This window comes from Massilia sp. YIM B02769 (assembly GCF_030411995.1).
Lineage (GTDB): Bacteria > Pseudomonadota > Gammaproteobacteria > Burkholderiales > Burkholderiaceae_D > Telluria.
Genome location: NZ_JASNRC010000001.1, coordinates 260,351 through 287,047 on the forward strand (window position 1 = coordinate 260,351; position 26,697 = coordinate 287,047).

Here is a 26,697-nt window from a genome sequence, read left to right on the forward strand (position 1 = left end):
CACAGCCAGCGCGGGGAATGGGTCGCCGCGCCAGGCCGTGGGAAAGACGGGATTACTTCTTGCGCGGGTTGACGGCGGCCTTCAGGGTCGCACCGGCAGCGAAACGCGGGGTTTTCGACGCGGCGATCTTGATGACTTCGCCGGTTGCCGGGTTGCGGCCTTTGCGGGCTGCGCGCTTGGTCACCGAGAAGGTGCCGAAGCCGGTGATACCGACGGTGTCGCCTTTTTTCAGACGTTCGGTGATGATCTCGATGATGGTGTTGACCGCGCTGTTGGCCGCGGTACCGGACATTTCGGTACGCTTGGCAAATTCAGCGACCAGTTCGCCTTTTTTCATGGTGCCTCCGGGGTTGAAAGAGCGGAAAGATTAGCATAAAAAATTCTCAGTTGTAATCTTTCGCACGGCCGTGCGCGACAGCCGTGTTTCCCGGGGCGGCTGGAAATACGGGCGTTCTGCAAAATCAGAGCAGTCCAACATCCGGCTTGACGCTCGCCAGGCGGGTGCGCAGGGCGGCGTTGATCAGCGTCTGGTAACCCGTGCCCGAGCGTTCCGAGAGGTTGCGGAACTCGTCGAGCACCTCGTCGTCGAGGTAGATGGTGATGCGGGTCTTGCGTTTCGGCGGACGGGTGCGGCGCACCGGGGCAGCGGCTTGGGGCGTGGTTGGCGTCATGGTCTGGTTCATCCTGGTCTCCTTCGTCTGGGCGAAGCTGCCGTGGCGCAGCTCTTGATGATGAACTATACGTATGCCCGCCGTGCGCCGCTGGCGAAAGCGACGAGTTGCAGTTTTCCGGGCCTGAAATGCAAGAAAAACGCGCTGAACTGTGTGCCTGCGGGTACTGCGCTCGGTTAAGATGCTGCCATATAGATATCAAGGAGCAGGTTCATGGCTGCAGGCAGTTTGCTGGCATTACTCGACGACATCGCCAGCGTGCTGGACGACGTCACGCTGATGAGCAAGGTGGCGGCGAAGAAGACTGCCGGCGTGCTGGGCGACGACCTGGCATTGAATGCCCAGCAGGTGAGCGGCGTGCACGCCGAGCGCGAATTGCCGGTGGTCTGGGCGGTCGCCAAGGGTTCGCTGGTGAACAAGGCGATCCTGGTGCCGGCGGCACTGCTGATTTCCGCCTTCATCCCCTGGGCGATCATTCCGCTGTTGATGATCGGCGGCGCTTTCCTCTGCTTCGAGGGTTTCGAGAAGCTGGCCCACAAATTCCTGCATAGTCCCGAGGAAGACGCGGCCAACGAAGAACGCCTGGCCACCGCCCTGGCCGCCAGCCAGGTCGATCTCTGCGCGGTGGAGAAGGACAAGATCAAGGGCGCGATCCGCACCGACTTCATCCTGTCGGCCGAGATCATCGTGATTTCGCTGGGTACGGTGTCGAGCATGCCGTTCATGCAGCAGCTGGCGGTGCTGGTGATCATCGCGCTGGTGATGACGGTCGGCGTGTACGGCCTGGTGGCGGGCATCGTCAAGCTCGATGACGCCGGCCTGTACCTGAGCAGGAAGACGAGCGGCTTCGCGCGCGGCCTGGGCCGCATGCTGCTGGCCGCCGCCCCGCGCCTGATGAAGCTGCTGACGATCGTCGGCACGGCCGCCATGTTCATGGTCGGCGGCGGCATCATCGGCCACAACTGGGAACCGCTGCACCACTTCGCGCTGGAATCGGCCGAACGCATGGCCGCCGTGCCGGGCATCGGCGGCGTGCTGTCCGCCATCACGCCGACCGTGATCGATGCGCTGGCGGGCGTGATCGTCGGCGCGCTGGTGCTGCTGGTGGTAACGGTGGTGAACAAGCTGCGTGGGAAGAAGGCGGTGCCAGCGCATTGAGCGCTGCGATTGTTCCGGCGCTGTTGTGGTGGGTTCGAGAACCCACCCTACCCGGAATCCACGCCGCACCGCCCAGGAACGTAGGGTGGGTTCTCGAACCCACCACAACGTCTCCCCATCGAAACGCCTTCACACCGCCGCCACATCCCTCCTGCGCATCGCCGCCACCCCATCGCGCACCGCCCAGATCGCCGACAGCACCGACATCCCCGTCAGCACCCAGCTCGCCCCCCCGTAATCCACGCGCACCAGCTCCGCCGGCGCCGCATGCCACCACAGCAGCGCATGCGCCACCAGCGTGATGGTGATCCCCAGGTTCACGAACATCAGCAAATGCAGCACGCGCTCGGACACCGGCAGCACGCGGGTATCCCCTTCGACGATGACGTCATGCGCCGAGACGAACACCTCGCACAGCAGCAGGGCGCCGATCCACCACACCAGCACCCCGTGCCACTCGAACCAGGCGAGCGAGGCGAACAGGCAGGCGAAGATGGTCTCGCGCGCCGCGTGCAGGCCTTCCTCGTGCGAGGAATCGGCGCGCGCGGGCAGCTTCTCGAGCAGCTCGTGGTTCACGATGATGTCGATGAAGCCAAGCACGCCATGCAGCATCAGCACATAGACAAAGGGCGGCACGTTTTCCCTGCCTGCTCTAGACTGGTGGCCGGTTGCGGCGCAGGACAATCGCGCCGATCGCCATGCCGACGGCAAAGGCGGCGTACACGCCGGCCAGCGATTTCTTCGACAGGCGTTTTTCGTAGCCCGGCTGCAGGCGCTGGGGCGTGAGCTTGTAGTCGGCAAAGCAGGCCAGCGCCGACGTGGCGGCCGAGGTGGCAAGCGTCACGCGCAGGTCCTTGCGGTCGAGCTTTTCGCCGGCCAGGTGCTCGAACAGCACCGACCAGAAGGTGGCGCTGAGGTGGTGGATGACGTAGCCGGTGATGGTGTACTTCAGCGAAAAGCCGTCGTGTTCGGCCGCCTCGTCGCCCCAGATCCAGTGGCTGACGGCGTTGGTCGGGGCATAGGCGCTGCCCGTTTCGCCGCGTCCGGCCAGGGCCAGCGCCGCGGTCGATACCAGGCTGGATGCGGCGCCCGACACCAGGCCGCGTTCCAGGGATGTAGTCCAATCTGCCATCTTGGTTGTCCTCGCTGAATCGAATGAAAGGAAATGCATGCGGATCTTGCTGACGGGCGCCAGCGGCTTCATCGGGCAACACCTGCTGCCGGCGCTGCTGCGCGAGGGCCACGACGTGCTCTGCGCGGTGCGCGCTCCCAAAAACAGCGACGATCCGCGCCTGCGCCATGTGCAGGCCGACTTCGTCCACGATACCGAGAAATCCGTGTGGGCGGCGCGCCTCATTGGCATCGACGCCGTCGTCAACCTGGTCGGCATCTTCCGCGAATCCGGCAGCCAGACCTTCGAACGCCTGCACCGGGACACGCCTCGCGCGCTGTTCGCCGCCTGTGCAGAGTCGCCGCAGGTGCAAACCGTCGTGCAGCTCTCGGCCCTCGGCGCCGACAGCGGCGCCGACACCCCTTATCACCTGAGCAAGAAGGCGGCCGACGATGTCCTGGCGGCGCTGCCCCTGCGGGCTTACATCGTCCAGCCCTCGCTCGTGTATGGCAAAGGCGGGGCCAGCGCACGCATGTTCAAGACCCTGGCCAGCCTGCCGTTCGCGCTACGCTTCGGCAGCGCGCCCCAGCTGGTGCAGCCGGTACACATCGACGACGTGGTGGAAGCCATCCTCGGCCTGTTGCGCGGGCGGCTGCCGCCTTCTCCAGGCCTGACCGCCCAGCGTATTCCCCTGGTCGGGCCGCAGGCGCTGCCCTTCATCGATTACCTGGCGGCGCTGCGCCGGGCGCTGGGCATGGGCCGCCTGCGCGTGCTGCCGCTGCCCGGCGTGCTGGCGCGCGCCATGGCGACATGCGGGCGCTGGCTGCCGGGCGGCCTGCTCGACGCAGACGCCCTGCGCATGCTCGACCGCGGCAATGCCGGCGACCCGGGGCCGATCACCCAGCTGCTCGGGCGCGCCCCAAAGCCGATCGGCGAATTCGTCACCGATCCGCAGGCCGAGCGCACCCTGGCCAAGCTGGGCTGGCTGCTGCCTACGCTACGCTGGAGCATCGTCGCGGTGTGGCTGGCCACGGCCATCGTTTCCTTCGGCCTGTATCCGGTCGAAGCCAGTTACGCGCTGCTGGCGCGCACCGGCATTGCGCCATCCTTGCAGCCGCTGATGCTGTACGGCGCGGCCGGCTTCGATTTGCTGCTCGGCCTGGGCGTCGCCTTCCTGCCGCGGCGGCGCCCGCTGTGGCTGGCACAATTGGCCCTGATCGGCTTCTACACGATCGTGATAGCGTGGAAGCTGCCCGAATTCCTGCTGCACCCCTACGGGCCCCTGACCAAGAACCTGCCCATGCTGGCGGCCATCTGGCTGCTGTACGAACTCGAGGAAGCATAGATGGATTACGTTGTCGTGAAGTGGCTGCACATCCTGTCGTCGACCTTCCTGTTCGGCACCGGCATCGGCTCGGCCTGGTACATGCTGTTTGCGAACCTCAGCCGCGACGTGCGCGCGATTGCGGTGGTGGCGCGCAACGTGGTCATCGCCGACTGGGTCTTTACCGCCACCACCGCCATCATCCAGCCGGCCACCGGCTTCTACATGATCCACCTGGCCGGCTACCCGCTGGAGAGCACCTGGATCACATGGTCGATCGCCCTCTACATCCTGGCCGGCGCCTGCTGGCTGCCGGTGGTCTGGATCCAGATGCGGCTGCGCGACTTGTCCGCCGAAGCGGTGCGCAACAACACCGACTTGCCGCCGCAGTACTGGCGCTACTTCAAGACCTGGGTGGCGCTGGGCGTACCGGCGTTTGTGGCGTTTGTCGTGATCTTCTGGCTGATGGTGGCCAAGCCGATGTAGCGAACGAACCCGGCGCACGGGCCGCAGTAGAATGGCCCGCCTTGACCACTAACCGATGGAGGAAGCAATGCGGGCTTACCAGATACTTCCCGGCAGTAACATCGATGGACTGCAGTGCGTGGACTATCCCGAGCGCGAACTTGCGCCGGGCGAAGTACGGATGCGGGTACACGCGGTATCGCTGAACTACCGCGATTTGATGGTAGCCAGCGGGAACTACCTGGTGAATGTGGACGATCCGATCATCCCCTGCTCGGACGGCGCCGGCGAAGTGCTGGCGGTGGGCAGCGGCGTGACGCGCCTGCAGGTCGGCGACCGCGTGGCCGGCTCCTTCTTCCCGCACTGGCATGACGGGCGCAGCACGCCCGAGAAGATCCGCCACGCCCTGGGCGGCGACGTCGACGGCATGCTGGCCGAGGAAGTCATCCTGCACGAAGACGCGCTGGTGAAGATTCCGCCGCAACTGAGCTTCGTGGAAGCGTCGACCATGCCTTGCGCCGGCGTCACCGCCTGGAATGCGATTTTTGTATCGAGCAACGCCATCCAGCCGGGCGACACCGTGCTGCTGCTGGGCACCGGGGGAGTGTCGGTGCTGGGCCTGCAGCTGGCGAAAGCGGCCGGCCTGCGCACCATCATCACCTCGTCGAGCGACGAAAAGCTGCAGCGTGCGCGCGAACTCGGCGCCCACCACACGATCAACTACCGCAGCACGCCGGAATGGCAGGAAGAAGTCCTGCGCATCACGCACGGACGCGGCGCCGACGTGGTGCTGGAAGTGGGCGGCCAGGGCACGGTGAACCGTTCGGTGGCGTCGGCGGCGATGGGGGGCAGCGTGGCCATCATCGGCGGCGTGAGCGGCTTCGGCGGCGAAGTCAATCCGGCGACGCTGCTGGCCACCGCCAAGCGCATGGTCGGGATTTTTGTCGGCAGCAGCAAGATGCTGGAAGACGTGATGCGCTTTGCCGCCACCACCGACATCAAGCCGGTGGTCGACCGTGTGTTCACCTTCGACCAGGCGAAGGAAGCCTACCGCTACATGGAATCGGGCTCGCACTTCGGCAAGGTGGTGATTGCCGTCACGGCCTGACGCCGCTTCTCTTCCTCTTATCGACCCTCGAACCGGACCAGTTCGATCTCGAAGAGTTTTGGCCAGAACTTGCCGGTGACGTAGAGCCGGCGATGCTTGCCATCCCAGGCGATGCCGTTCAACACGGCATCGACCGAGGCGGTGCCGCGTTGTTCGCGCGGCAGCAGGTTGCGCAGGTCGACCCAGCCGACCACCTTGCCCGAAGCCGGATCGATGCGGGCGATGACATCCGTTCCCCAGACGTTGGCATACAGTTCGCCGTCGACGATTTCCAGCTCGTTCAGGGAGTCGATCGGCTTGCCCTCGGCCGTGACCTGCACGCGCCGCAGCTCCTTCAGGTTGTTCGGGTCCAGCACGCGGATGCTGGCGCTGCCGTCGCTCATGTAGACGTACTTCGCGTCGCTGGCCAGGCCCCAGCCTTCGCCCTCGTACTGGAAGCGGCCTTTCACGGCAAAGGTCCTGGCGTCGAATACATAGCCGACCTTCGATTGCCAGGTCAGGCCGAAGATGTTGTCGCCGAACGCCGTCGAGCCCTCGCCGAAGACCTCGGCCGGCAGATCCGTCTTCTGCAGCACCTTGCCAGTTTTGAGCTCGACCTTGCGCAGCGTCGAGCGCCCGTTCAGGCCTGTGCTTTCGTACAGATGGCCGTCGCGGAAGAACAGGCCCTGGGTAAAGGCTTGCGGATCGTGCGGGTAAGTGTTCTTGACGATGAAGCCGTAGACGGGAATCGCGGCTTGCGCGGCGCTGCCGGCAAGCGCGGTAAGGGCCAGGGCGGCGAAGGCGGTTTTTTTCAGCATGGGATGGCTGGATGAGGCTGATCGGAGCGGTCACTCTAGCATGAAGGCAGGCGCGGCGTTGCGGGCGCCACAGCGCGGTGACAAGGCGCAGTGACGGCGCTTGGTCACAGATAGGCCAGCAGGCGTCCGCAGGTGATCACCCCCAGCCAGAGCAGGATCGACAGCAGGGCGTGCATGCGCGCGGCGGACGGCGCCGGCGTCTCGCGTTCCCAGCGCGCCACGCTGCGGTAAGGGAAGACGTGGAAGGCCAGGGCATTCAGCCCGGCAGCGGCGATCAGCGCCAGTTTCAGCTGGAAGGCCGGATTACGCGCCAGCTCGCCAGGATGGGCGGAAAACAGCAACAGGCCGGCCGGGACGATCAACAGCAGCGCGGCGACTGCCCAGCGCAGCAAGTGCCGCGCCAGCATCCCCACCGGGAGACTCCGCGCAAAGCCGAGCACGCGCAAATCGAACAGCACCACGCTGCCGACCAGCACGGCAAACCCGAAGATATGGACGATCTCGACCAGCGGGTACAGCCAGGGATCGCCGCGCATCGCCCGGGACAGCGGCGTGTCCGCCAGCCAGGCCAGCCAGGCGCTCGCGCCCGCGGACGCCACTAACGCAGCTCCGTGGTCTTGCCCTCGATGGTGATGCGTTCGGCGCGCAATTCGTCGCCCTTGCTGCGGTGCGGATAACCGTGGACGCTGGCTTTCTGGCCAGCCACCAGCTTATCGCGCGGCAGGCCGCGGCTTTCCATGCGCGAAGGCGGCGCCAGCACGACCAGCCAGGTTTTATCGGCCGTTTTCAGGCGCACGAAGCCGTGCGGCTGCTCGTAGCCGGCCTGTTCGATGGTGCCGGTGAGGTCGAGCGGCTTGTCGGACTGGTATTCGCTCCAGCCGTGGTGGGCAAAGGCGCTGGCGGTGGCGGCCAGCGCGGCGAGCAGGAACAGACGCTTTTTCATGACGATCCTCCGGAACACGACAGGACGGGATGACACGTGCGGATTGTACGTCGCTTCTGTGGCGCGCAGGACGGTCCGCGTCTATCGTGCGCGCGCCGGCGTTGCCGGCCTGCCGCTGTGGGCATTCAAACGCCCGATCACGGCCAGGCGCCCATCGCGCAGCTCGGTGAGCAGCATTTCTCCCTGCTCCAGGTATTCCCCGGTGAGGGCGCGGATGTTCACGTCGTGCGTGACCAGCACCAGCGGCCCCATGCCGCGCCGCGCTTCCAGGCGGTTGCGCAGGTCTTGCAGCCTGGCCGCGCCCGTTGCCTCGTCGAGCTGGAACATCGAATCGAGCGTGGGTTCGGGTTTCGCGCCATCGAAGGCGAGGCGGGCGGTTTCCAGGCAGCGGCACCAGCGGCTCGACCAGACGGCGCCGGGAACGATGTTGTGGTGGCGGAAAGCGGCGCCGATGGCGCGGGCGTCGTCGCGGCCCGCAGCGGAGAGATTGCGTTGGGTGGCGCACTTGCCGAGTTCGAAGCCGGGCGGGTCGCCGACGCCGGGCGTGGTGGCCGCGTGGCGCATCAGCACGATGACGCCGCCGGCACGCAGGCGCTGCCACAGGGCATCGTCCGCCGTGGCCGTGGCCTGGGCCGCGCAGGCGAGGGGGAGAAGGGTCAGCAAGCACAGGAACATGCGTCGGAACATGGGATCCTCCCGGTGGTGGGTCCGTTCATTATGACCATGAAGCCAACTGACCAGCGCACGTTCTGTGTTACCGTTAATCAAGCTTTTTTACACAATTTTCCGTACGCACCGATAATCTGCAAAATCGCATTTCGAACAGCATATATCGTTTATACGATTTATTTTAAATAAACCGTATAAACCGTATGATGCCTGAATCCGGTTGTATTCAACGGCCCGGAAACCTCATCCATAAAATCCGGTGCGACGCCCGGAAAACCGGGCTTGAGCTCACTCCCCGAAGCCTTCCAGCACCACCTTGCCGTTCGCCGCGCCGCTCTCGATAAAGGCGTGGGCGCGGCGCAGATTCGCGGCATTGATGGCGCCGAAGTGCTCGGCCAGCGTGGTGCGGATGCGGCCAGCGTCGACCAATTGCGCCACGGCGTTCAGCAGATCGTGCTGGGCCTGGATATCCGGCGTGCCGAACAGCGAACGGGTGAACATCAATTCCCAGTGCAGCGAGATGCTCTTGCGCTTGAGCAGGCGGATATCGATCGGTTCCGGATCGTCGATCAGCGCCAGCTTGCCCTGCGGTTTGATGGCGTTGACCAGGGCGGCGAAGTGCTGGTCGGTGTGGGTCAGGCTGATGGCGTAGTCGACTTCGCCGAGTTCCGCGTCCAGCAGGGCCTTGTCCAGCGGCTGGCTGTGGTCGATCACGTGCTGGGCGCCGAGGTCGCGCACCCAGGCCTGGGTTTGCGGACGCGAGGCGGTGGCGATCACGGTGATGCCGGTCAGCTGGCGCGCCAGCTGGATCAGGATCGAGCCGACGCCGCCGGCCGCACCCACCACCAGCAGCTTCTCGCCCGCGTGGCCGCCTTGCTGCAGGCCGAGACGGTCGAACAGCAGCTCCCAGGCCGTAATCGCAGTCAGCGGCAGGGCGGCGGCTTCGGCAAAGCCGAGCGAGCTTGGCATGCGGCCGACGATGCGCTCGTCCACCAGGTGCAGTTCGCTGTTGCTGCCGGCGCGATTGATGGCGCCGGCATACCAGACGCGGTCGCCCGGCTGGAACAGGGTCACGTTCGGGCCGACGGCGCGCACGATGCCGCTCGCATCCCAGCCCAGCACGCGCGGTTCGGACTGGCCCTCGGCCGGCAGGCCGCGGCGTACCTTGGTGTCGACCGGATTCACGGACACGGCATGCACTTCGACCAGCACATCGTGGCCGCTGGCGACCGGGTCGGCCAGGTGCAGGTCTTGCAGGGCGCTCGGATGGTCGGCGGGCAGGGCGGCAAAGGCGGCAATCGCTTTCATGGGGTTTTCCTTGTTTGTTTGTTTGAACAAGCCCAGTGTAGCCAGAAAAGATTGTATTGATTAGACGCTATAATCCGAAAAGACTATCCAAAGGGGCGGACAATGAAGCTCGATGCCATGGCGCTCTTCGTGCAGGTTGCGCATGCGGGCAGCTTCACGGCCGCGGCCACCGCCACCGGGCTGCCGAAATCCACGGTCAGCCAGCGCGTGGCCGAACTCGAAACGGCGCTCGGCGTACGTTTGCTGCACCGGACCACGCGCCGCCTCAGCCTCACCGCCGCCGGCCAGGTCTACCTCACCCACTGCGAAACCATGCTCGATGCGGCCCATGCCGCCGACGCCGCCATCTCGCGCCTGCGCGACGAACCGGCGGGAAACCTGCGCCTGACCGCGCCGGAAGCCTCGGGCATTTTGTTGTTGCCGCCCTTGCTGGCCGCCTTCCATGCGCGCTACCCGGCCGTGAGCGTCGAATGCGTCATCACCGACGCCCACCTCGACCTGGTGGCCGAGCGCATCGACCTGGCGCTGCGCACCGGGCAACTCGGCGACTCCACTTTCGTGTCGCGCCGCGTGGGCACGGTGCGGCGCGTGCTGGTCGCCTCACCCGCCTATCTGCAGCGGCACGGCACGCCCGCCCATCCGGCGGACCTGGCGCGCCACCAATTGCTGCTGCACGACGTGCTCCAGCAGTGGCCGCTGCACAGCGAAGGCAAGGTCGTGCAGGTGCCGGCGACCGGGGCACTGCTCCGTGCAAACAACCTGAACACCCTGCGCGGCCTGGCCGTGGCCGGCGCCGGCATCGCGCTGCTGCCCTGGTTCATGGTGCGCGACGCCCTGGAAGCGGGCAGCGTGCAGTTGGTATTGCCCGAGCATCCGCCCACCGACAACAGCTATTACGTGGTCTACCCGGGCCGCAGCCACCGGCCCGCGGCGCTGTCGGCCTTGCTCGAATTTATCGATGAGTTCGAGCTGGCAAGTTATCTGTCCTGAAGGGCGCAACGCCGCCGGCGAGCCCGGCTACCGTGCGCCGGTTATCCAAAAGATAATACTAAGATGACCACGTCGGGATGCCCGGTGCATCCCAATGGCTGCCTGTCGTCCGGGGTCCATGCCTGCGGCGCGGGCAGCCTTTCGCCATCATCCAGAAAGGATTCACCATGCCAGCTCCCGAGCGCCATCCGCTCACCCTGCGCATCAACGGCCGCGAACACCAGCTGGAACTGGAAGCCTGGGTCACGCTGCTCGACGTGCTGCGCGAGCGCCTCCAACTCACCGGTTCCAAGAAAGGCTGCGACCATGGCCAGTGCGGCGCCTGCACCGTGCTGGTCGACGGCCGCCGCATCAATTCGTGCATGACCCTGGCCGTGATGCAGAACGGCCGCGAGATCACCACCATCGAAGGCCTGGCCGAGGACGGCAAGCTGCATCCGGTGCAGCAGGCCTTTGTCGACAACGACGCCTTCCAGTGCGGCTACTGTACGCCGGGGCAGATCTGTTCGGCGATCGGGCTGATACAGGAAGGACAGGCGAAGACCGCCGCCGACGTGCGCGAACTCATGAGCGGCAACGTCTGCCGCTGCGGCGCCTACCCGCAGATCCGCATCGCGGTCTGCAAGGCCGCCGGCATCGACGATCCAGACAACGCCGTGCACCCAGTCGTGCCGGGGACGGTGCCGGCATGAACCCGTTCACCTTTACCCAGGCCGACAACGCCAAGACCGCCATCGACCAGGTGGCGAACAATGCCAGCTTCGCCGGCGAAGCCGTGCGCTTCATCGCCGGCGGCACCAACCTGCTCGACCTCATGAAGGAAGGCGTGATGGAGTCGAGCCGCCTGGTCGACATCAACCGCCTGCCGCTCGACGGGATCGAGGAAAAGGATGGCGGCCTGCTGCTTGGCGCCACCGCGCGCAATGCCGATACCGCCTACCACCCGCTGGTGCGCGAGCGTTATCCGCTGCTCACCGCCGCGATCCTGGCCGGCGCTTCTCCCCAGCTGCGCAACATGGCCAGCAACGGCGGCAATTTGCTGCAGCGTACCCGCTGCTACTACTTCTACGATGTCAGTACGCCCTGCAACAAGCGCGAGCCGAACACCGGCTGCGCGGCGCGCGAGGGCATCAACCGCCAGCACGCGATCCTCGGCACCAGCGAGCACTGCATCGCGACCCACCCGTCCGACATGTGCGTGGCCCTGGCCGCGCTGGAAGCGACGGTGCACGTGGAATCGGCGCGCGGCAAGCGCGACATTCCGTTCGCCGAATTCCACCGCCTGCCCGACGACGCGCCGCAGTACGACACCGTGCTCGAAGCCGATGAACTGATCACCGCGATTACCTTGCCCGACGCCAGCCGCTATGCCGCCCACTCGGCCTACCTGAAGCTGCGCGAGCGCCTCTCGTATGCGTTCGCGCTGGTGTCGGTGGCCGCGGCGCTCGACATCGGCGCCGACGGCGCGATCAGGAGCGCGCGCATCGCCCTCGGCGGCGTGGCGCACAAGCCGTGGCGCCGGCTTGATGCCGAGCAGCTATTGGAAGGCAAGCAGCCCGATCCCGCGCTGTTCGGCCAGGTGGCCGACAAGCTGCTCGAAGGCGCCATGGGCCACGGCCACAACGACTTCAAGATCCGCCTGGCGCGCAACGCCATCGTGCGCGCACTGAAAACGGCGGTGGAAGGCACCGTCACCAATACCGGAGAGCGTAATGACTGATTTGATCCACGATCTACGCGCACCCGTCGCCGAACCGGGCACCGGCCAGGTGCGCACCGGCACCGCCGTCTCGCGCGTCGACGGCCGCGCAAAAGTCACCGGCGACGCCCGCTACGCCGCCGAACACTTCGCCCCCGACATGCTGTACGGCGTGGTGGTGAGCAGCACCGTGGCCAAGGGCCGCATCGTCACCATCGATGCCGCCGAAGCCCTGGCCATCGAGGGCGTGGTCGAGGTGATGAGCCACCTGAACCGCCCGAAAGTGCGCTCCTTCGACATCAGCTACAAGGACATGACGGCGCCGGCCGGCTCGCCCTTCCGTCCGTTCTACGACGATCAGGTGATCTACAGCGGCCAGCCGGTGGCGCTGGTGCTGGCCGAGACCTTCGAGGCCGCGCGGCGCGGCGCCGCCCTGGTGCGCATCCACTACCACGAGGAAGCGCACGACACGCGCCTGACGGCGAACCTGGACAAGGCCTACAAACCGCGTCCGCTGAAGGCCGGCTACGAGCCGCCGCCGCCGGAAAAAGGCGACGCCGAAAAGGCCTGGCAGGCCGCGCCGGTGCGCATCGAATCCGAATTCCACCATGGCGTCGAACACCACAATCCGCTGGAGCTGTTCGCCTCCACCGTGATCCGCGGCGAGGATGGCCATCTCACCATCTACGACAAGACGCAAAGTTCGCAGAACAGCCGCTGGTACGTGTCGCACGTGTTCGGGCTGTCGAAGAACAAGGTCACGGTACGCAATCCCTACGTGGGCGGCGCCTTCGGTTCCGGCCTGCGTCCGCAGTACCAGCTGACGCTGGCCGTGATGGCCTCGCTGAAGATGAAACGCTCGGTGCGCGTGACCCTCACGCGCCAGCAGATGTTCAGCTTCGGCCACCGTCCCGAGACCGTGCAGTACGTGAAGCTGGCGGCCGAGCAGGACGGCACGCTGACCTCGATCATGCATGACGCAATCGCCGAGACCTCGCAGATCGAGGATTACGTCGAGGTCGTGGTCAACTGGTCGGGCCTGCTCTACGCCTGCGATAACATCAAATTGGGCTACAAGCTGGTGAGCGTCGACCAGTACACGCCGATCGACATGCGCGCCCCCGGCGCGGCGCACGGCATGCATGCGCTCGAAGTGGCGATGGACGAACTGGCCTATAAACTGAAGATGGACCCGCTGGCGCTGCGCCTGAAGAACTACGCCGAGCGCTCTCCAGCCGACGACAAGCCGTATTCGAGCAAGGAACTGCGCGCGTGCTACGAGCAGGGCGCCGCCAAATTCGGCTGGGACGGGCGTCCCCTGGAGCCGCGCGCGATGCGCGAAGGTTCCGAACTGATCGGCTGGGGCATGGCCACCGGGGTCTGGGATGCGATGCAGATGTTCGCGCGCGCCAGCGCCGTGATGCATGCCGACGGGCGCCTGGTGGTGTCGAGCGCGGCCACCGACATCGGCACCGGCACCTACACCGTGATGGCGACGATTGCCGCCGAAGCGATGGGCCTGCCGCTCGAACGCGTGACCTTCCAGCTGGGCGACTCGACCCTGCCGGTGGCGCCGATCGAAGGCGGTTCCTCGCACGTGGCAACCGTCGGCTCGGCGGTGGCGGGCGTGTGCGAGAAGCTGCGCAAGACCCTGCTGCGCTATGCGCAATCGGCCGCCGATTCGCCTTTCCGCGACAAGCGTTTGAAGGACGTGGAATTCGTCGACGGCGCCATGCGCCTGAAAAAGGATCCGCGCACCTGGATTTCGCTGGCCTCGATCGTCGGCGCCACGGGCCGCGACCGGCTCGAGGAAAAGTACCTGATGCTGCCGAACATGCTCAAGCAGCGCAAGTTCCGGCGCCTGGTGCACTCGGCGGTGTTCGTCGAGGCGCGCGTGGACGAGGAGCTCGGCATCGTGCGCATCACGCGCGTGGTGAGCGCCATCGCGGCGGGACGCATCATGAATACCAAGACGGCGTCGAGCCAGATCGTCGGCGGCGTGGTGTGGGGCATCAGCCAGGCGCTGCACGAGGAAAGCCACACCGACCACCGCTTCGGGCGCTTCATGAACCACAATTTGTCCGAGTACCACGTGGCGGTGAATGCCGACATCCACGACATCGACGTGATTTTCGTGGAAGAGGACGACCGTATCGTCAGCCGCCTGGGGGCCAAGGGTGTGGGCGAGATCGGGTTGGTGAGCGTGTCGGCGGCGGTGAGCAATGCGATCTTCCACGCGACCGGCAAGCGGATTCGCAGTACGCCGATTACGCCGGACAAGGTGTTGATGGGCGGGCCGTGAAAGTGGTTTGCAAGCGCTGGCGGAGCTGTTGCCTGGTCCGTTAGTGGTGGGTTGAATCCGCGTGGGCACAAGTGCCTAGCGCGGCCCGGCCCACCCTATGGTCACCGCTACGGGCGAGTTCATGCGAAACCCGGATACGTAGCGTGTCCCGTAGGGTGGGCACTCGTGCCCACGCGGATCACGCACACCACAAACCGCACACGCAACAGCGCCACGTCCTCCAACTGACCATCGCACGAAACAAGAGAAACCAACATGGCAATCCAATCCAACGGCAAATCCGCCATCGTCACCGGCGCCTCACGCGGCATCGGCCGCGCCATCGCCCTGCGCCTGGCGCGCGACGGCTACGCGATCGCCGTCAACTACGCCAGCCGTTCCACGGATGCCGACAGCGTGGTGAACGAGATCACGGCCGCCGGCGGAAAAGCCGTCGCGCTCCAGGCCGACGTCTCCCAGGCCGCCGACTGCGCACGCCTGTTCGACCAGGCCGAAGCGGCCCTGGGCGCCATCGACATCGTCATCAACAACGCCGGCGTGATCCAGCCCGGCACCACCATGCTGGCCGACACCAGCGACGCGCTGTACGAACGCATCTTCGCGATCAACACGCGCGGCACCTTCCACATGCTGCGCCTGGCCGCCACGCGCCTGCGCCAGGGCGGACGCATCGTCAACTTCTCGACCAGCGCCATCGGCCTGGCCATGCCGGGCTACGCCGTGTATGCGGGCGCGAAAGCGGCGGTCGAGACCTTCACCAACATCTTTGCCAAGGAAATGCGCGGCAAGGGCATCTCGGTGATGTGCGTGGCGCCGGGGCCGACCGCCACCGAGCTGTTCCTGGAAGGGAAACCGGCCGAACTGGTCGAACGCCTGGCAAAAGCGGCGCCGCTGGAACGCCTCGGCACGCCGGAAGACATCGCGCATACCGTGGCCTTCCTGGTGGGGCTGGAAGGCGAGTGGGTGAACGGGCAGACGCTGCGGGTGAACGGCGGCATTGTGTAAAACTGCCGAGTTATCCCCACCCCATGTCGACCACCATACTCATTCAGCAATTATCATCCATCCTGATATCTCCATGCAGCATGGTTAACTCTTGGTTGCGGAAGCATCGAGGTCATGAAAAGAATTACCGGAATTACCGGTTTGCGAGATAAAGGTGGATGATCAGGCGCAGAGCACGTCGTAATGCACGTCCCTGCGGTTCTCTTCCTGCGGTCCCTCGACCAGGTAAGCGTCCCAGCCAAGCCGGCCGAGATTGCTCGTCTGCGAGATCGTCACCGGCCGCACGTCGGCGGCGCGCAGCACCAGCTCGACCTCGTATTCAAGGGCAAGGCCGGTGAACATGGTCAGCAGGCTCTTCAGGGCACGCGCCGCCAGTCCGCCCGGCAGGAAAGCCATGAACCCGGCGTGGTCGAGCGGCCCGACGACCAGGCGCAGGCGCAGATCGCGTTGCCAGACGCGGCCGCCGGCGATCGCATCCTTGCCGAGCACGCCGATGGCGCCGCCAAGAATGGTCTGCTGGGCCAGCGGCACCTCGTACCAATGGCCGACGAACTGCTCGGCCGCGACCGGGTGTCCGAAATACTCGCTCAGCACGCGCGCCAGCTGCACGGCCGAGCTCGGGCGGTGCCGGATCGAAGCGGCAAAGTAACCGATCGATTCGTCGAGCACGGCGCCATCCTGCTGGCGCGACAGGCGCTGGCGCAGCGAGGCGTTGCCCAGGCCGGCCAACCCGAGTAGCAACGGCAGGAAACTGTCCTGGCCATCAATCTGGTACTTCAGCGCCAGCCGGTACTTGCGCCAGGCCTCGTAGAACAACGCCAATGAACGGTTTGAAAACGTGTCGAGGAAAGCCCGCGCGCCGTCGTCCTTTTCGTTCAACAAGTGCTCGGCGATGCGTTCGGTGTAGTGGACCGGCAGCACGCCGGTGCCGCCGAGCAGCCCCATGAAGGCGGGCGTGATGCGCACGTATTTCAGCGTGGCGTCCTGCAGCGCGGCGCCGAGCGCGGCGGCACTGCGTTCGATGTCGCGCGGCTCCGGCGCGATGGCTTCAAGCTGGCTCGCGGGAAAGCGCAGCGAGGTCGAGTTCTGGAAGCGCAGGAAATTGGCGACCATGCCTTGCCGCGGCATGCCGTTGCGCTTGAGCCAAAGCTCCAGCACCCGCACCGCCTGGAAATATTCGAAGCGGTAGGGTTCCCGGAACAGTTTTTCGATTACAGCAGGCTCGAATCGCCGCTTCTTGGCAAACATCTGAGTAGTTCCTGGCCGTTTTTGTTGGAAACCACCACCAGCTGGGTGAAGCTGTTGGCATGCACATACAGCGCCAGGAAGCGTTCGACGATGTGGGTAAAGGCGTGGATGCCGCTGCCGACAAAGGCTTCCTCGTCGATGCTCAGGCGTACCTCGACGCCGCGCACCAAGCACGTAAATGGATTGCCGGACAACCAGGCGGTGGCGGCCTGTTGCACGATGTCGGCAATGCCCGCGATCTGGCGCTGCGAGGAGGGAGAGCGCGGCAAGTCGTACAGCGCCAGCATTTCGCGGAAGGCGTCGATGCCGCCGTCGGCCAGCGACAAATGGTTCAGCGACAGGTGAGAAATCAGGCGCCAGTGGGCGCTGCGTCCGCGCGCGAAGCGGTAAGACGGCGTCGGTTTGCGCAGGAAGGCGATGCCGCGCGTGTTCGAGCCGCCCTCGAGGAACAGATCGCCCCCGGCCTGGCCATAGCCGAGCAGCGCGGGCAGGTCGCGGTTGCTGCAGGTCAGTTCCAGGTTCAGGGTATCGGTCTCGACGGCGGCCGGGTCGAAATCGATGTCGACGATCGTGATCTGCGCCTCGAAGCCGGGGCTGTTATCCAGCAGTTCCTCGTCGCGCCGCATGGCCCAGTAATGGCCGTGCTGCTCGGGCGTTTGCGCATGCTTCAGCGAATAGAACGGGCGGAATTCGACGATGGCTTCGCCGTGCGGCGTCTGGCGCACCAGGTTCACCGAATCGACGGCGTAGACCTCGAAGGCAAAGGCGCGGCGCGCGTCGCCCAGCAACGGATAGCTGGCCGTGGCATGGGTCAGGCGGATCGGCTCGCCGCGCTGGCGGAACAGATTGATGACTGGCGTGCAGCCGAGCAGCAGGTTGTTCGTGCTCAAGGTGCCGAGCATGCGCGCGGTGTTCGAATCGGGGCGGATACCTTGCAGGCCCAGGTGCAGGGTGAGCGTCTTGCAGCCCGGCGGCAGCAGCGGCGCCAGCGCCTTCAGGTCGATGTCGAAGAAATTGAACTTTTCGGGGAAACAGAAGTATTCAGTCAGCAGGCGGTAAGCCGCATGCGAACGCGCCGGGAAGTCGATCAGGGCTTCGTCTTCCCTGAACCCGGCGGGCTGGACGGGAAGGGCCGGCAAGGCGATCCAGCGGCCGTTGTGGTCCGTTTCGACCCAGGCGGCAACACCGCGCATGAACAGCGCATCGCGCAGGGCCGCGCAGAACGAGGGCTCGCCGTCGATGAAGACGCGCAGTGCGGAGACGCCCAGCTGGCCGGTCCGGACCCCCTCGAAGGCGCCGGACAGGCCCAGGTGGATGCAGGCGCTGGCCCCGGCCGGCAGGCGCACCGCTTCCGGCGGGCTGATGATGGCGTCGAAGCGCGCGCTGCTGATGGCAAGCGGCGTCACGATCACCGGATACACGGTGCGGAAGGTGCAGGGGCCGCCGCGTACCGGACGGGTGGTGAGCTGGGTGCCGCGCGGGATCGAGCCGATGCCTTGCGCCGCGCCGCTGTCCATGTAGGCGATCGAGCAGGAGGGAAAGGGCCGCAGGTAGTGCGGATACAACACATCGAACAGGGCTTCGGTAAATTCCGGGTAATCGTCGTCGAGGCGCTTGGCGATGCGTGCATTCAGCAAGGCAAAGGATTCGATCATGCGCTCGGTGTGCGGGTCTTCGCACACTTCGCCGCTGATCAACAGGCGGCCGGCGATCTTCGGGTAACGCTCGGCAAATTCGCGCAGGTTGCGGCGCAGGTAGCCCAGTTCGCTCTCGTAGTACGGCAGTAATTGTTCCAAATCAGGCTCCCGCAGGCGCGGCGCGGCCTGCCTTGCTGATGCTGTAGCTCAGCGTTGAGGGTTGCAGCACGGCGTCGAAGTTCACCGATTCCTGCGAGGTGCTGATCACGAGCAGGGCGGTGATCGAAAAGTTCAGGCGGTTCACCGTGTCTTCGCGCAACTCGAGCGAGGCCTTGACGTTTTTCAGGCGCGGTTCGTGGCGTGCGATCACGCTTTCGATGCAGGCGCAGATGTGGGCGCGGTCGGTCGGGCTCGACAACGACAGATCGGCGAAGTCGATCAGGCCGTAGCTGACGACCGACTTGGCGCATTCCGGATACGGTTCCAGTAACTCGTCGGGCAGCACGGAACGCGTGTTCAGCAAGGCTTCGAGGTCGCGCGCCACCATGTCCTTCATGTCTTCCAGCATCGCGCGCGGGGTAGCGCCGCGCAGCGGCACGCCGAGCAGGCGGTCGAATAGTCCAGGCGTAAAACCTTTCATCGTGATCCTTCCCGCTGTGCATTGGTTCAGGGCAAACCGCATGTTGCCACGGTGTCCAGCGCCAACGTTTGAGCAACTTCACATGCGCAACTTCTGGCCTTGTTATTGTCCTTTGAGGAAAGTTCGGCCCACATCAACAAATACTTGAGGGATGCCAGAAACATGAGCAGCAAAGTACTCTGGGGCGAAGGCCTCCTGTTACGTCCACAACATTTCCAGCGCCAGGACGAATACCACGAGCATTGCCTGAACAAGGGCATCAAAGCCGTCCACCCCTATGCCTGGGGCGTCGAGCGCCTGCAGATCGACCGCGAGGCCCTGGCCAGCAATGTGCTGCGTGTCGTCGACCTTGCCGTGCGCTTCCAGGATGGCGAGCTGGTCGACGCGCCCGGGGCCGATGCCTTGCCGGATGCGATCGACCTGGCCGCGCTGCAGCAGTCGCAGCAAAGTGTCACCTACTACGTGGCGCTGCCGGGCCTGAAACCCTTCAATGGCAACTTCGCCCAGCCGGGGCAGGCGTCGAACACGGCGCGCTTCGTCCAGGCCAACCACGACACGCCCGATTTGTACACGGGCGCGGCGCCGGTGCAGCTGGCTTACCTGAAAAAGTCGGTGCGGCTGGTGTCCGACGCCGACCCGCGCGACGCCTATGTCCACTTCCCGCTGCTGCGCCTGCGCCGCGTGAGTACCGGCGGCTTCGAGCTCGACCCCTCGTTCGTGCCGCCCAGCCTGACGGTGGCCGCCGCGCAGCCGCTGTTCCAGCAACTGCGGCGCCTGCTCGACGCCCTGCAGGCCAAGGTGAGCGCGCTGTACGGCCACCACCGCGAGCCGAGCAAGAACGTGATCGAGTTCCGCTCCGGCGACATGAGTTCCTTCTGGCTCCTGCACACTGCCAGCGCGGCGTATGCCGAACTGACCCACCACTTCCACCATCCGGCCCTGCATCCCGAGCGTTTGTACGAACAATTGCTGGGCGTGGCCGGACGCTTGATGACCTTTTCGAAAAGCTGGACCCTGTCCGACTTGCCGCCCTACCAGCACAGCGACCCCGGCCCCGGCTTCACCAAGCTGCACCAGATCATCCGCGAACTGCTGGACACCGTGATCTCCTCGAAGTACTTCGCCATCGCCCTCAACGAAAGCCGGCCCTGCTACCACATCGGCATGCTCGACTCGGGCAAGATCGACGAGAAAACCACCTTCTATATCGCGGTCGGTGCCGAGATCCCGGCCATCGAGCTGGTCGACGTGGTGCCGCTGCGCTTCAAGGTCGGCGCCCCGGACGACGTGGAAAAGTTCGTGCTCTCGGCCTTGCCCGGCGTGCGCCTGCAGTACACGCCGCAATTGCCGGCGGCGGTGCCGGTGCGGCCCGACACCTGCTACTTCCTGCTGGAAGCAAAAGGGCAGATGTACGAGCGCATGATCAAAGCGCAGTCGATCTCGATCTACGTGCCGGCCGGGATGACGGAATTGCGGCTGGAACTGCTGGCCGTGGCCTCGTAAGAAGGAGACAGGCATGTCCGGACCACTCATTGTCCTCGGCGACAAGACCTCGCACGGCGGCGCCGTCATCGAAGCCTCGCCGAACAGCGATGCCGGCGGCAAAGGCATCGCCCGCGTCGGCGACAAGGCGACCTGCCCGAAACACGGGCCGAACCCGATCGTCAGCGGCGACAGCACCCTGATCGTCGACGGCAAGCCGGCCGCACGGAACGGCGACAAGACCGCCTGTGGCGCCACCCTGATCGCCGGCCAGCAGGCCACGATCGACAACATCTGAACCGATTCCCATGACAACTGCGATTGCTTCGCCGGGCGGCTTGCCCGGCCCGCTGAAGGGCGGCCTGCTGGCCGTGGCCGTGTTGGGCGCCTGCTGGGGCGGCGCCATCTGGTACTGGCGCGGCGCGGCCAGCACGCCCGGCACCGTCGAGCTGGCGCTGGTGCTGCTGGCCTTGCCGCTGGCGCTGGTGGGGTCGATGTGGTTCGGCGGCAAGCTGCTGGCCAGGCGCGCGGCAGCGGCGCCGGCTGCCTCGGCTTCGACCGCTGTTACCGCAGCGGCGCCCGCTGCCGCCTTGCCGGCGCTGGCCATCGTCTCGAGCGCAGTCCGTTCGCCGTATGGCGCATCGGCCGAGGAATTGGCAGGCGCCATTGCCGGCAACACCTTGCGGCCCGACCTGGATGCCGAACTGGTCGACGACGACGGCTTTCCGGTGGCGGCAGCGCGCTGCGAAGATGCCCAGGACGAAGCCTTCCAGGAAGAAATGAGCGAATGGCTGGTGCAGAACGGCATGCCGGACCTGCGCTTCGGTGACGTGCAGTGGCGCGCCCTGACCCTGGGCAGCGCCGTCGTGGCCGAGCTGGCCAGCCGCGCCGTCGATTTGCTGCCGGCCGAGGGCAAGCCGCCCGTGTTGCGCCTGCTCCCCTCCCTGCCGGCGGACTGGACGCTGGAACAGCGGCGCGGCGCCGGCCTGTGGTTCAGGCACCTGGCCGCGAGCTTCGGCTGGCCCGCGGCGCAGGTCGTGCTGCCGGAAGCCGACAGTGCCCTCGCTTCGGCAACGGCATCCTGCACCCAGCTGGCACGCACAGCGGCAAAGGAGACGGCGCCTGTCGTGGCGCTGGTGATGGCCTGCGCTTCGCATATCGGGCAAGACATTGTCGACGAGTGGGCCGGCAAGGGCATCCTGTTCACCTCAGGCCGGCCACAGGGCCTGGTTCCGGGCGAGGGCGCGGCAGGCCTGTTGCTGACCGACGCGCGGCTGGCGCAATCGATCGCAGGCGCCTTGTTTGCCCTGCTCGATCCGGCCGAGGAAGCCCCGCGCGAGACGGCAACGCCGGCACGGCAACGTGCGAACCCGGCCCTGCTGGGTGAACTGGCGCAGCGTGCCGGCCGTCGTGGCGAGACCGAGATGGCGGACATCGCCATGGTGGTGGCCGACAGCGGGCAGCGCCAGGGGCGCACCCTTGAACTGATGGGCATGGTCTCCAGCGCCATGTCCCAGCTCGACGAAAGCGAAGACGTGTTCTGTGTCGGCAGCGCCAGCGGCGCCTGTGGCGACGTGCCTTTTGTGACGGCGCTGGCGCTGGCGCAGCATGGAACCCTGGTGCGCGCTGCGCCCGTGCTGTGCATCGGTAACGAAGATGCGCAGGGGTGCCATGCATTCCTGCTGCGTCCGCCGGTGTCCGATCTCATCTGAAACCGTCCGCGGCAGGCCTCGTCCGAAGCGTCCTACACCAGCTCAAGTCGCGCGCCGATTGGCTCTGCCGGGCATCGGACTACCATCGGGTTTTCTGCATTCGAGCTGGGAGAACATGATGGCAGGTAACAACGAGAATGAACGCGGCGACCGCCAGGATCGCCTGGATACGCAAGACAACGACAGCAGCATGCGCAGCCGCGCCGATACCCTGTCGGCACCGGTTTCCGCGAACGAAGCGGGCAACCAGCAGCAAGGCGCCGGCTCGGCGCGCCAGGGCGGCTTTCCGAGCGCCTCGCCCGAGAGCAATGTGAATCCGCCAGGTGCGCCGCAAAGCAGCCACGGCAGCGCTACCGGCCCGATTGCCGGCGGCACTGTCGGTGCGGCACGCGGCAACGACAGCCGCCAGTCCGGCATGGGCGCCGCCGCCGCGGGCGGCAACCCGGGCACCTCGATGGGAAGCCCGGACGGCGCCGGCCAGCAGGGCCGGGTCACCGGTATTTCGGACGGAAATGAAGTCGAGAAACTGGCGGAGAAAGACGAAGGCGGCGCGGGTGGCGCCGACTCCCGCTAAACAGCTAGCCCGTGCTGGTTTGGCGGATCGATTGATCGGCTGAACCAGCCGGCGCACCAACCCTCGTGCGCCTGTCGAGCGAAAGCCGGTTCAGGCCAGGGTGGTGGACAGACGGGGCAAGCCCTGCTGCTCGCGCATACCTGCGGCGGTGTGTCCGGCACTGCCATGCTCGCCCTTGAGACGGAAGCGCTGCACGACCTGCTCGAGCGCGCTGGCCTGGTCCTGCAACGACGCCGCCGTCGCAGCAATTTCCTCGACCAGGGCCGCATTGTGCTGGGTAATCTGGTCCATTTCGCTGACCGCCTGGTGGGTCTGCTCGATGCCGGCCGATTGCTCGCTGCTGGCAGCGGCGATGTCGGCCACGATGTCCGACACCTTGGCGATGCCGCCGACGATATCCTGCACAGTGCCGCCGGCCTCGCGCGCCAGGCTGCCGCCCTGGTTCACCTGGGCCACCGAATCGTTGATCAATACCTTGATTTCACGCGAGGCCGTGGCCGAGCGCTGGGCCAGGGTGCGCACCTCGCTCGCCACCACGGCAAAGCCGCGGCCTTGCTCGCCAGCACGCGCCGCTTCCACCGCCGCATTCAGCGCCAGGATATTCGTCTGGAAGGCAATGCCGTCGATGACGTCGATGATCTCGACGATGCGCGCCGACGAGGCCTCGATATGCCCCATCACCTCGACCACCTGGCCCACCGCCTGGCCGCCACGCACGGCCGCTTGCGCAGTGCTGCTGGCCATGCTGCTGGCCTGGTTCGAATTGTCGGCGTTGTTCTTCACCGTGGCCGTCAATTCTTCCATCGACGCCGCGGTTTCTTCCAGCGCCGAGGCTTGCTGTTCGGTACGCGACGACAGGTCGATGTTGCCGTTGGCAATTTCGGTGGCGCCGCTGGACAGCAGCACGGCGCCCTGGCGCACTTGCGACACGATGTCGTTCAGGCCGGCATTCATGTCATTGAGAGCACGCAGCAATGCGCCGGTTTCGCTACGGTCGTCTGCGCGCACGTCGATATGGCTGGTCAGGTCGCCGGCGGCGACGGTGCGTGCCAGGTCGACCGCCTGCATCAATGGCCGCGTGATCGATTTGCTGATCTGGAAGGCAAGCAGGGCGCCGGCCACCATGGCAAACACGGTCATGCCGAGCATCAGGTAGCGCGCCTGTTCGTACGCGTGCTGTGCATGCATGGCATCTTCGTGGCTTTTTTTCCTTTGGAGTTCCATGAACTGGCGGATCGCGTCCTGCCACTGCGTCGTCGCCGGCCCGGCCGTGCCAAGCAGGTAATGGATGGCGTCCTGGGTATTCACCGCCGACAGCTCGAGGAAGTGGTTGTTCATCGGCCGCACGGTGCCGGCCAGGGCGTCCAGGTCGCGCATGAATTGCTGGCCTTGCGCATCGAGCGGCAGGGTGTTCAGTTTGGTAAAGGCGCGGTCGTATTGTTCGCGCGCCGCCTCGATCTTCGGTGCCTCGCGCTGTGCTTCAGCCTTGTCTTCCAACAATGCCATCGAGCGGACCACACGCGACACGATGTGCACCGAGTCCGACATCTCCTCGAGCAGCTCGATTTTCACCATGTTGACGCTGACGATATGCTCGGTGTCGGCATTGGTCTGCTTGATCTTCTGCAGGCCGGTCAGGGAAACGATGAGCAGGAAAAGAAGGATGATGCCAAAGCCCAGGCGCAGCCGTGCCTTGATGGTGTAGCGGAGGAAGGTCATGTTCGTCTTCTTGTAAGCGAGTTCGGATTGATCGAAGCGACCCGAGCAAGGACAAGGAAAACCATTTTCCATACTGCCAGGCTGGCGTCACCGGGCGGCTGTCTTGACGAATCAAACGACGAAGGCGTAGCTTACAAGAAACAAACTCTTATTAATGAATTCGTTACTTTTATTTCCGTTTGGAAAGCTAAAAGACAACAAAATAGTGACAAATTTGACGATGTTACAAGGAGCATTTTCAGATTGAGAAGAAAATGCTTCTTTCGCGACTTACTCCACCGTTACCGATTTCGCCAGGTTACGCGGCTTGTCCACGTCCGTACCGCGTGCCAGCGCCGTGTGATACGCCAGCAGCTGCAGCGCCGCCACGTGCAGGATCGGCGACAGTTCGCCGTAGTGCTCGGGCAGGCGGATCACGTGCAGGCCGTCGCCCGAAGTGATGCGCGAGTCGACGTCGGCAAACACATACAGCTGGCCGCCACGGGCACGCACTTCCTGCATGTTCGACTTCAGCTTTTCCAGCAGCGCATCGTTCGGGGCGATGGTCACGACCGGCATCTCTTCGGTCACCAGCGCCAGCGGGCCGTGCTTCAGTTCGCCTGCGGGATACGCCTCGGCGTGGATGTACGAGATTTCCTTCAGCTTCAGTGCGCCTTCCAGGGCGATCGGGTAGTGCATGCCGCGGCCCAGGAACAGGGCGTTCTCCTTGCGCGCGAACTCTTCGGCCCAGGCGATGATCTGCGGCTCCAGCGCCAGCACCGAGGACAGGGCCACCGGCAGGTGGCGCATCTGCTTCAGGTGCTCGGCTTCTTCTTCATCGGTCAGGCGGCCGTTCACTTGCGCCAGGGTCAGGGTCAGCAGGAACAGGGCGGCCAGCTGGGTGGTAAACGCCTTGGTCGAGGCGACGCCCACTTCCACGCCGGCGCGGGTGATGTAGGCCAGTTCGCATTCGCGCACCATGGCGCTGGTCGAGACGTTGCAGATGGTCAGCGTGTGCGGCATGCCCAGGCTGCGCGCGTGCTTCAGGGCGGCCAGGGTGTCGGCGGTTTCGCCGGATTGCGAGATGGTGACGACCAGGGTCTTCGGATGCGGCACGCTGTCGCGGTAGCGGTATTCGCTGGCGATCTCGACGTTGACCGGCACCTTGGCGATGCATTCGATCCAGTACTTCGCGGTCAGGCCGGCGTAGTAGCTGGTGCCGCAGGCCAGGATCAGCACACGGTCGATTTCCTTGAACACTTTATAGGCATTGTCGCCGAACAGTTCCGGCATGATGCCGGTCACGCCCTCCAGGGTGTCGCCGATCACGCGCGGCTGCTCGAAGATTTCCTTCTGCATGTAGTGGCGGTAAGGACCGAGCTCGGCCGCGCCGGTGTGGGCGTGCACGGTTTTCACTTCGCGCTCGACCGGACGGCCTTCCGCATCGACGATCCAGTAGCGCGACAGTTGCAGGTCGACCACGTCGCCTTCTTCCAGGTAGATGATCTGGTTGGTGGTGCCGGCCAGCGCCATCGCATCCGAGGCGACGAAGTTCTCGCCCTCGCCCACGCCCAGGATCAGCGGCGAGCCCTGGCGCGCGGCGACCACGCGGTGCGGTTCTTCGCGCGAGAACACGGCGATCGCATAGGCGCCGTGCAGGCGCTTCACGGCTTGCTGGACGGTGTCGAACAGATCGCCGTTATACATGTGGTCGACCAGGTGGGCGATGACTTCGGTGTCGGTCTGGCTCTGGAAGACATAGCCGAGTTCGCTCAGTTCGCGGCGCAGCTCGTCGTGGTTCTCGATGATGCCGTTGTGGACCAGGGCGATGCGTGCGTTCTCTTCGCTCGGCGAGAAGTGCGGGTGGGCGTTGTGCGAGGCCGGGGCGCCATGGGTGGCCCAGCGGGTGTGGGCGATGCCGGTAAAGCCTTGCAGGCCGGTGCCCTGGATTTGCGTTTCGAGGTCGGCCACGCGCGAGGTGCTGCGCGAGCGCTGCAGGCGGCCATCCACGTGCAGGGCCACGCCGCAGGAATCGTAGCCGCGGTATTCGAGACGCTTCAGGCCTTCGATCAGGATGGGGGTGATGTTACGTTGCGCTACCGCGCCGACAATGCCGCACATGGAAAGACCTCGTGTAAAAAATTAGCAATAAAGCA

27 protein-coding genes are annotated in these 26,697 nt (G+C 65.5%); 13 read left to right on the forward strand and 14 right to left on the reverse strand.

Annotation, left to right across the window (positions count from 1 at the left end; genetic code table 11):
• Nucleotides 1-52: 52 nt before the first annotated feature.
• A complete protein-coding gene (locus tag QPK31_RS01215; RefSeq protein ID WP_229436301.1) occupies nt 53-337 on the reverse strand; it encodes an HU family DNA-binding protein in 285 nt (94 codons plus the stop codon).
• A gap of 124 nt (nt 338-461) precedes the next feature.
• Nucleotides 462-683, reverse strand: a complete 222-nt coding sequence (locus QPK31_RS01220) for a BrnA antitoxin family protein (protein ID WP_290421117.1) — start codon at nt 681-683, stop codon at nt 462-464.
• Nucleotides 684-884: 201 nt separating this feature from the next.
• Here QPK31_RS01220 and QPK31_RS01225 point away from each other — a divergent pair, with 201 nt between their 5' ends.
• On the forward strand, nt 885-1,829 hold the full coding sequence (locus tag QPK31_RS01225; RefSeq protein WP_290421118.1) for a DUF808 domain-containing protein: 945 nt from the start codon (nt 885-887) through the stop codon (nt 1,827-1,829).
• Between the two features lie 129 nt (nt 1,830-1,958).
• On the opposite strand, the gene QPK31_RS01230 is transcribed toward QPK31_RS01225, so the two are convergent.
• The gene (locus QPK31_RS01230) at nt 1,959-2,465 is read right to left on the reverse strand and encodes a hypothetical protein (RefSeq protein WP_290421119.1); all 507 of its coding nucleotides are present in this window, start codon (nt 2,463-2,465) and stop codon (nt 1,959-1,961) included.
• A 16-nt stretch (nt 2,466-2,481) separates the two neighbouring features.
• A complete protein-coding gene (locus tag QPK31_RS01235) occupies nt 2,482-2,961 on the reverse strand; it encodes a hypothetical protein (RefSeq protein WP_290421120.1) in 480 nt (159 codons plus the stop codon).
• Between the two features lie 37 nt (nt 2,962-2,998).
• On the opposite strand from QPK31_RS01235, the gene QPK31_RS01240 reads away from it, so the two are divergent.
• The 3 genes from QPK31_RS01240 (at nt 2,999) to QPK31_RS01250 (ending at nt 5,837) form a co-directional block, all read left to right on the forward strand.
• Nucleotides 2,999-4,285 (forward strand): SDR family oxidoreductase, encoded by a 1,287-nt coding sequence (locus QPK31_RS01240; RefSeq protein ID WP_290421121.1) that lies wholly within the window; start codon nt 2,999-3,001, stop codon nt 4,283-4,285.
• Complete coding sequence (locus tag QPK31_RS01245) at nt 4,286-4,750, forward strand: DUF2269 domain-containing protein (RefSeq protein ID WP_290421122.1); 465 nt, start codon at nt 4,286-4,288, stop codon at nt 4,748-4,750.
• A gap of 67 nt (nt 4,751-4,817) precedes the next feature.
• On the forward strand, nt 4,818-5,837 hold the full coding sequence (locus QPK31_RS01250) for an NAD(P)-dependent alcohol dehydrogenase (protein ID WP_290421123.1): 1,020 nt from the start codon (nt 4,818-4,820) through the stop codon (nt 5,835-5,837).
• A gap of 17 nt (nt 5,838-5,854) precedes the next feature.
• Here QPK31_RS01250 and QPK31_RS01255 read toward each other — a convergent pair whose 3' ends face one another.
• From QPK31_RS01255 to QPK31_RS01275, 5 genes are all read right to left on the reverse strand, one after another.
• Nucleotides 5,855-6,634: a glutaminyl-peptide cyclotransferase gene (locus QPK31_RS01255; RefSeq protein ID WP_290421124.1), complete on the reverse strand. Its 780-nt coding sequence runs from the start codon at nt 6,632-6,634 to the stop codon at nt 5,855-5,857.
• A 104-nt stretch (nt 6,635-6,738) separates the two neighbouring features.
• On the reverse strand, nt 6,739-7,233 hold the full coding sequence (locus QPK31_RS01260; protein WP_290421125.1) for a DUF6644 family protein: 495 nt from the start codon (nt 7,231-7,233) through the stop codon (nt 6,739-6,741).
• Nucleotides 7,233-7,577, reverse strand: a complete 345-nt coding sequence (locus tag QPK31_RS01265; protein WP_290421126.1) for a DUF6152 family protein — start codon at nt 7,575-7,577, stop codon at nt 7,233-7,235. Before QPK31_RS01265 ends, QPK31_RS01260 begins: the two co-directional genes overlap by 1 nt.
• Nucleotides 7,578-7,658: 81 nt before the next feature.
• Nucleotides 7,659-8,264, reverse strand: coding sequence for a histidine phosphatase family protein (locus QPK31_RS01270; protein ID WP_290421127.1), 606 nt, complete (start codon nt 8,262-8,264; stop codon nt 7,659-7,661).
• A 270-nt stretch (nt 8,265-8,534) separates the two neighbouring features.
• Nucleotides 8,535-9,554, reverse strand: a complete 1,020-nt coding sequence (locus QPK31_RS01275) for a zinc-binding alcohol dehydrogenase family protein (RefSeq protein WP_290421128.1) — start codon at nt 9,552-9,554, stop codon at nt 8,535-8,537.
• Between the two features lie 102 nt (nt 9,555-9,656).
• On the opposite strand from QPK31_RS01275, the gene QPK31_RS01280 reads away from it, so the two are divergent.
• From QPK31_RS01280 to QPK31_RS01300, 5 genes are all read left to right on the forward strand, one after another.
• The gene (locus tag QPK31_RS01280; RefSeq protein WP_290421129.1) at nt 9,657-10,544 is read left to right on the forward strand and encodes a LysR family transcriptional regulator; all 888 of its coding nucleotides are present in this window, start codon (nt 9,657-9,659) and stop codon (nt 10,542-10,544) included.
• A 167-nt stretch (nt 10,545-10,711) separates the two neighbouring features.
• Nucleotides 10,712-11,236 (forward strand): (2Fe-2S)-binding protein, encoded by a 525-nt coding sequence (locus tag QPK31_RS01285; RefSeq protein ID WP_290421130.1) that lies wholly within the window; start codon nt 10,712-10,714, stop codon nt 11,234-11,236.
• Nucleotides 11,233-12,264: a xanthine dehydrogenase family protein subunit M gene (locus QPK31_RS01290; RefSeq protein WP_290421131.1), complete on the forward strand. Its 1,032-nt coding sequence runs from the start codon at nt 11,233-11,235 to the stop codon at nt 12,262-12,264. The genes QPK31_RS01285 and QPK31_RS01290 overlap by 4 nt, the downstream gene beginning before the upstream one ends.
• Complete coding sequence (locus QPK31_RS01295) at nt 12,257-14,545, forward strand: xanthine dehydrogenase family protein molybdopterin-binding subunit (protein ID WP_290421132.1); 2,289 nt, start codon at nt 12,257-12,259, stop codon at nt 14,543-14,545. The genes QPK31_RS01290 and QPK31_RS01295 overlap by 8 nt, the downstream gene beginning before the upstream one ends.
• A gap of 255 nt (nt 14,546-14,800) precedes the next feature.
• Nucleotides 14,801-15,550 carry an SDR family oxidoreductase gene (locus QPK31_RS01300; RefSeq protein WP_290421133.1) on the forward strand — a complete coding sequence of 250 codons (750 nt, stop codon included), beginning with the start codon at nt 14,801-14,803 and terminating at the stop codon, nt 15,548-15,550.
• 162 nt (nt 15,551-15,712) lie between these two features.
• Here the strand turns inward: QPK31_RS01300 and tssG are convergent, their stop codons facing one another.
• Genes tssG through tssE form a run of 3 tightly spaced genes read right to left on the reverse strand, consistent with a single transcriptional unit; the run spans nt 15,713 to nt 19,075 of the window.
• A complete protein-coding gene (gene tssG / locus QPK31_RS01305) occupies nt 15,713-16,798 on the reverse strand; it encodes a type VI secretion system baseplate subunit TssG (protein WP_290421134.1) in 1,086 nt (361 codons plus the stop codon).
• Nucleotides 16,762-18,594, reverse strand: a complete 1,833-nt coding sequence (tssF, locus tag QPK31_RS01310) for a type VI secretion system baseplate subunit TssF (RefSeq protein WP_290421135.1) — start codon at nt 18,592-18,594, stop codon at nt 16,762-16,764. The genes tssG and tssF overlap by 37 nt, the downstream gene beginning before the upstream one ends.
• A 1-nt stretch (nt 18,595) precedes the next feature.
• Nucleotides 18,596-19,075, reverse strand: coding sequence for a type VI secretion system baseplate subunit TssE (tssE, locus tag QPK31_RS01315; RefSeq protein WP_290421136.1), 480 nt, complete (start codon nt 19,073-19,075; stop codon nt 18,596-18,598).
• Nucleotides 19,076-19,237: 162 nt separating this feature from the next.
• Here tssE and tssK point away from each other — a divergent pair, with 162 nt between their 5' ends.
• From tssK to QPK31_RS01335, 4 genes are all read left to right on the forward strand, one after another.
• Nucleotides 19,238-20,578, forward strand: a complete 1,341-nt coding sequence (gene tssK, locus QPK31_RS01320) for a type VI secretion system baseplate subunit TssK (RefSeq protein ID WP_290421137.1) — start codon at nt 19,238-19,240, stop codon at nt 20,576-20,578.
• A gap of 13 nt (nt 20,579-20,591) precedes the next feature.
• Nucleotides 20,592-20,855, forward strand: coding sequence for a PAAR domain-containing protein (locus QPK31_RS01325; RefSeq protein ID WP_290421138.1), 264 nt, complete (start codon nt 20,592-20,594; stop codon nt 20,853-20,855).
• Between the two features lie 10 nt (nt 20,856-20,865).
• Entirely contained in the window at nt 20,866-22,269 is a 1,404-nt protein-coding gene (locus QPK31_RS01330; RefSeq protein ID WP_290421139.1) for a hypothetical protein, read from the forward strand.
• A gap of 115 nt (nt 22,270-22,384) precedes the next feature.
• Nucleotides 22,385-22,843, forward strand: coding sequence for a hypothetical protein (locus QPK31_RS01335; protein WP_290421140.1), 459 nt, complete (start codon nt 22,385-22,387; stop codon nt 22,841-22,843).
• A 90-nt stretch (nt 22,844-22,933) separates the two neighbouring features.
• On the opposite strand, the gene QPK31_RS01340 is transcribed toward QPK31_RS01335, so the two are convergent.
• Together QPK31_RS01340 and glmS are read right to left on the reverse strand one after the other, a co-directional pair.
• Nucleotides 22,934-24,562: a methyl-accepting chemotaxis protein gene (locus tag QPK31_RS01340; protein ID WP_290421141.1), complete on the reverse strand. Its 1,629-nt coding sequence runs from the start codon at nt 24,560-24,562 to the stop codon at nt 22,934-22,936.
• Between the two features lie 270 nt (nt 24,563-24,832).
• Nucleotides 24,833-26,662 carry a glutamine--fructose-6-phosphate transaminase (isomerizing) gene (glmS, locus tag QPK31_RS01345; RefSeq protein ID WP_290421142.1) on the reverse strand — a complete coding sequence of 610 codons (1,830 nt, stop codon included), beginning with the start codon at nt 26,660-26,662 and terminating at the stop codon, nt 24,833-24,835.
• Between the last annotated feature and the right edge of the window lie 35 nt (nt 26,663-26,697).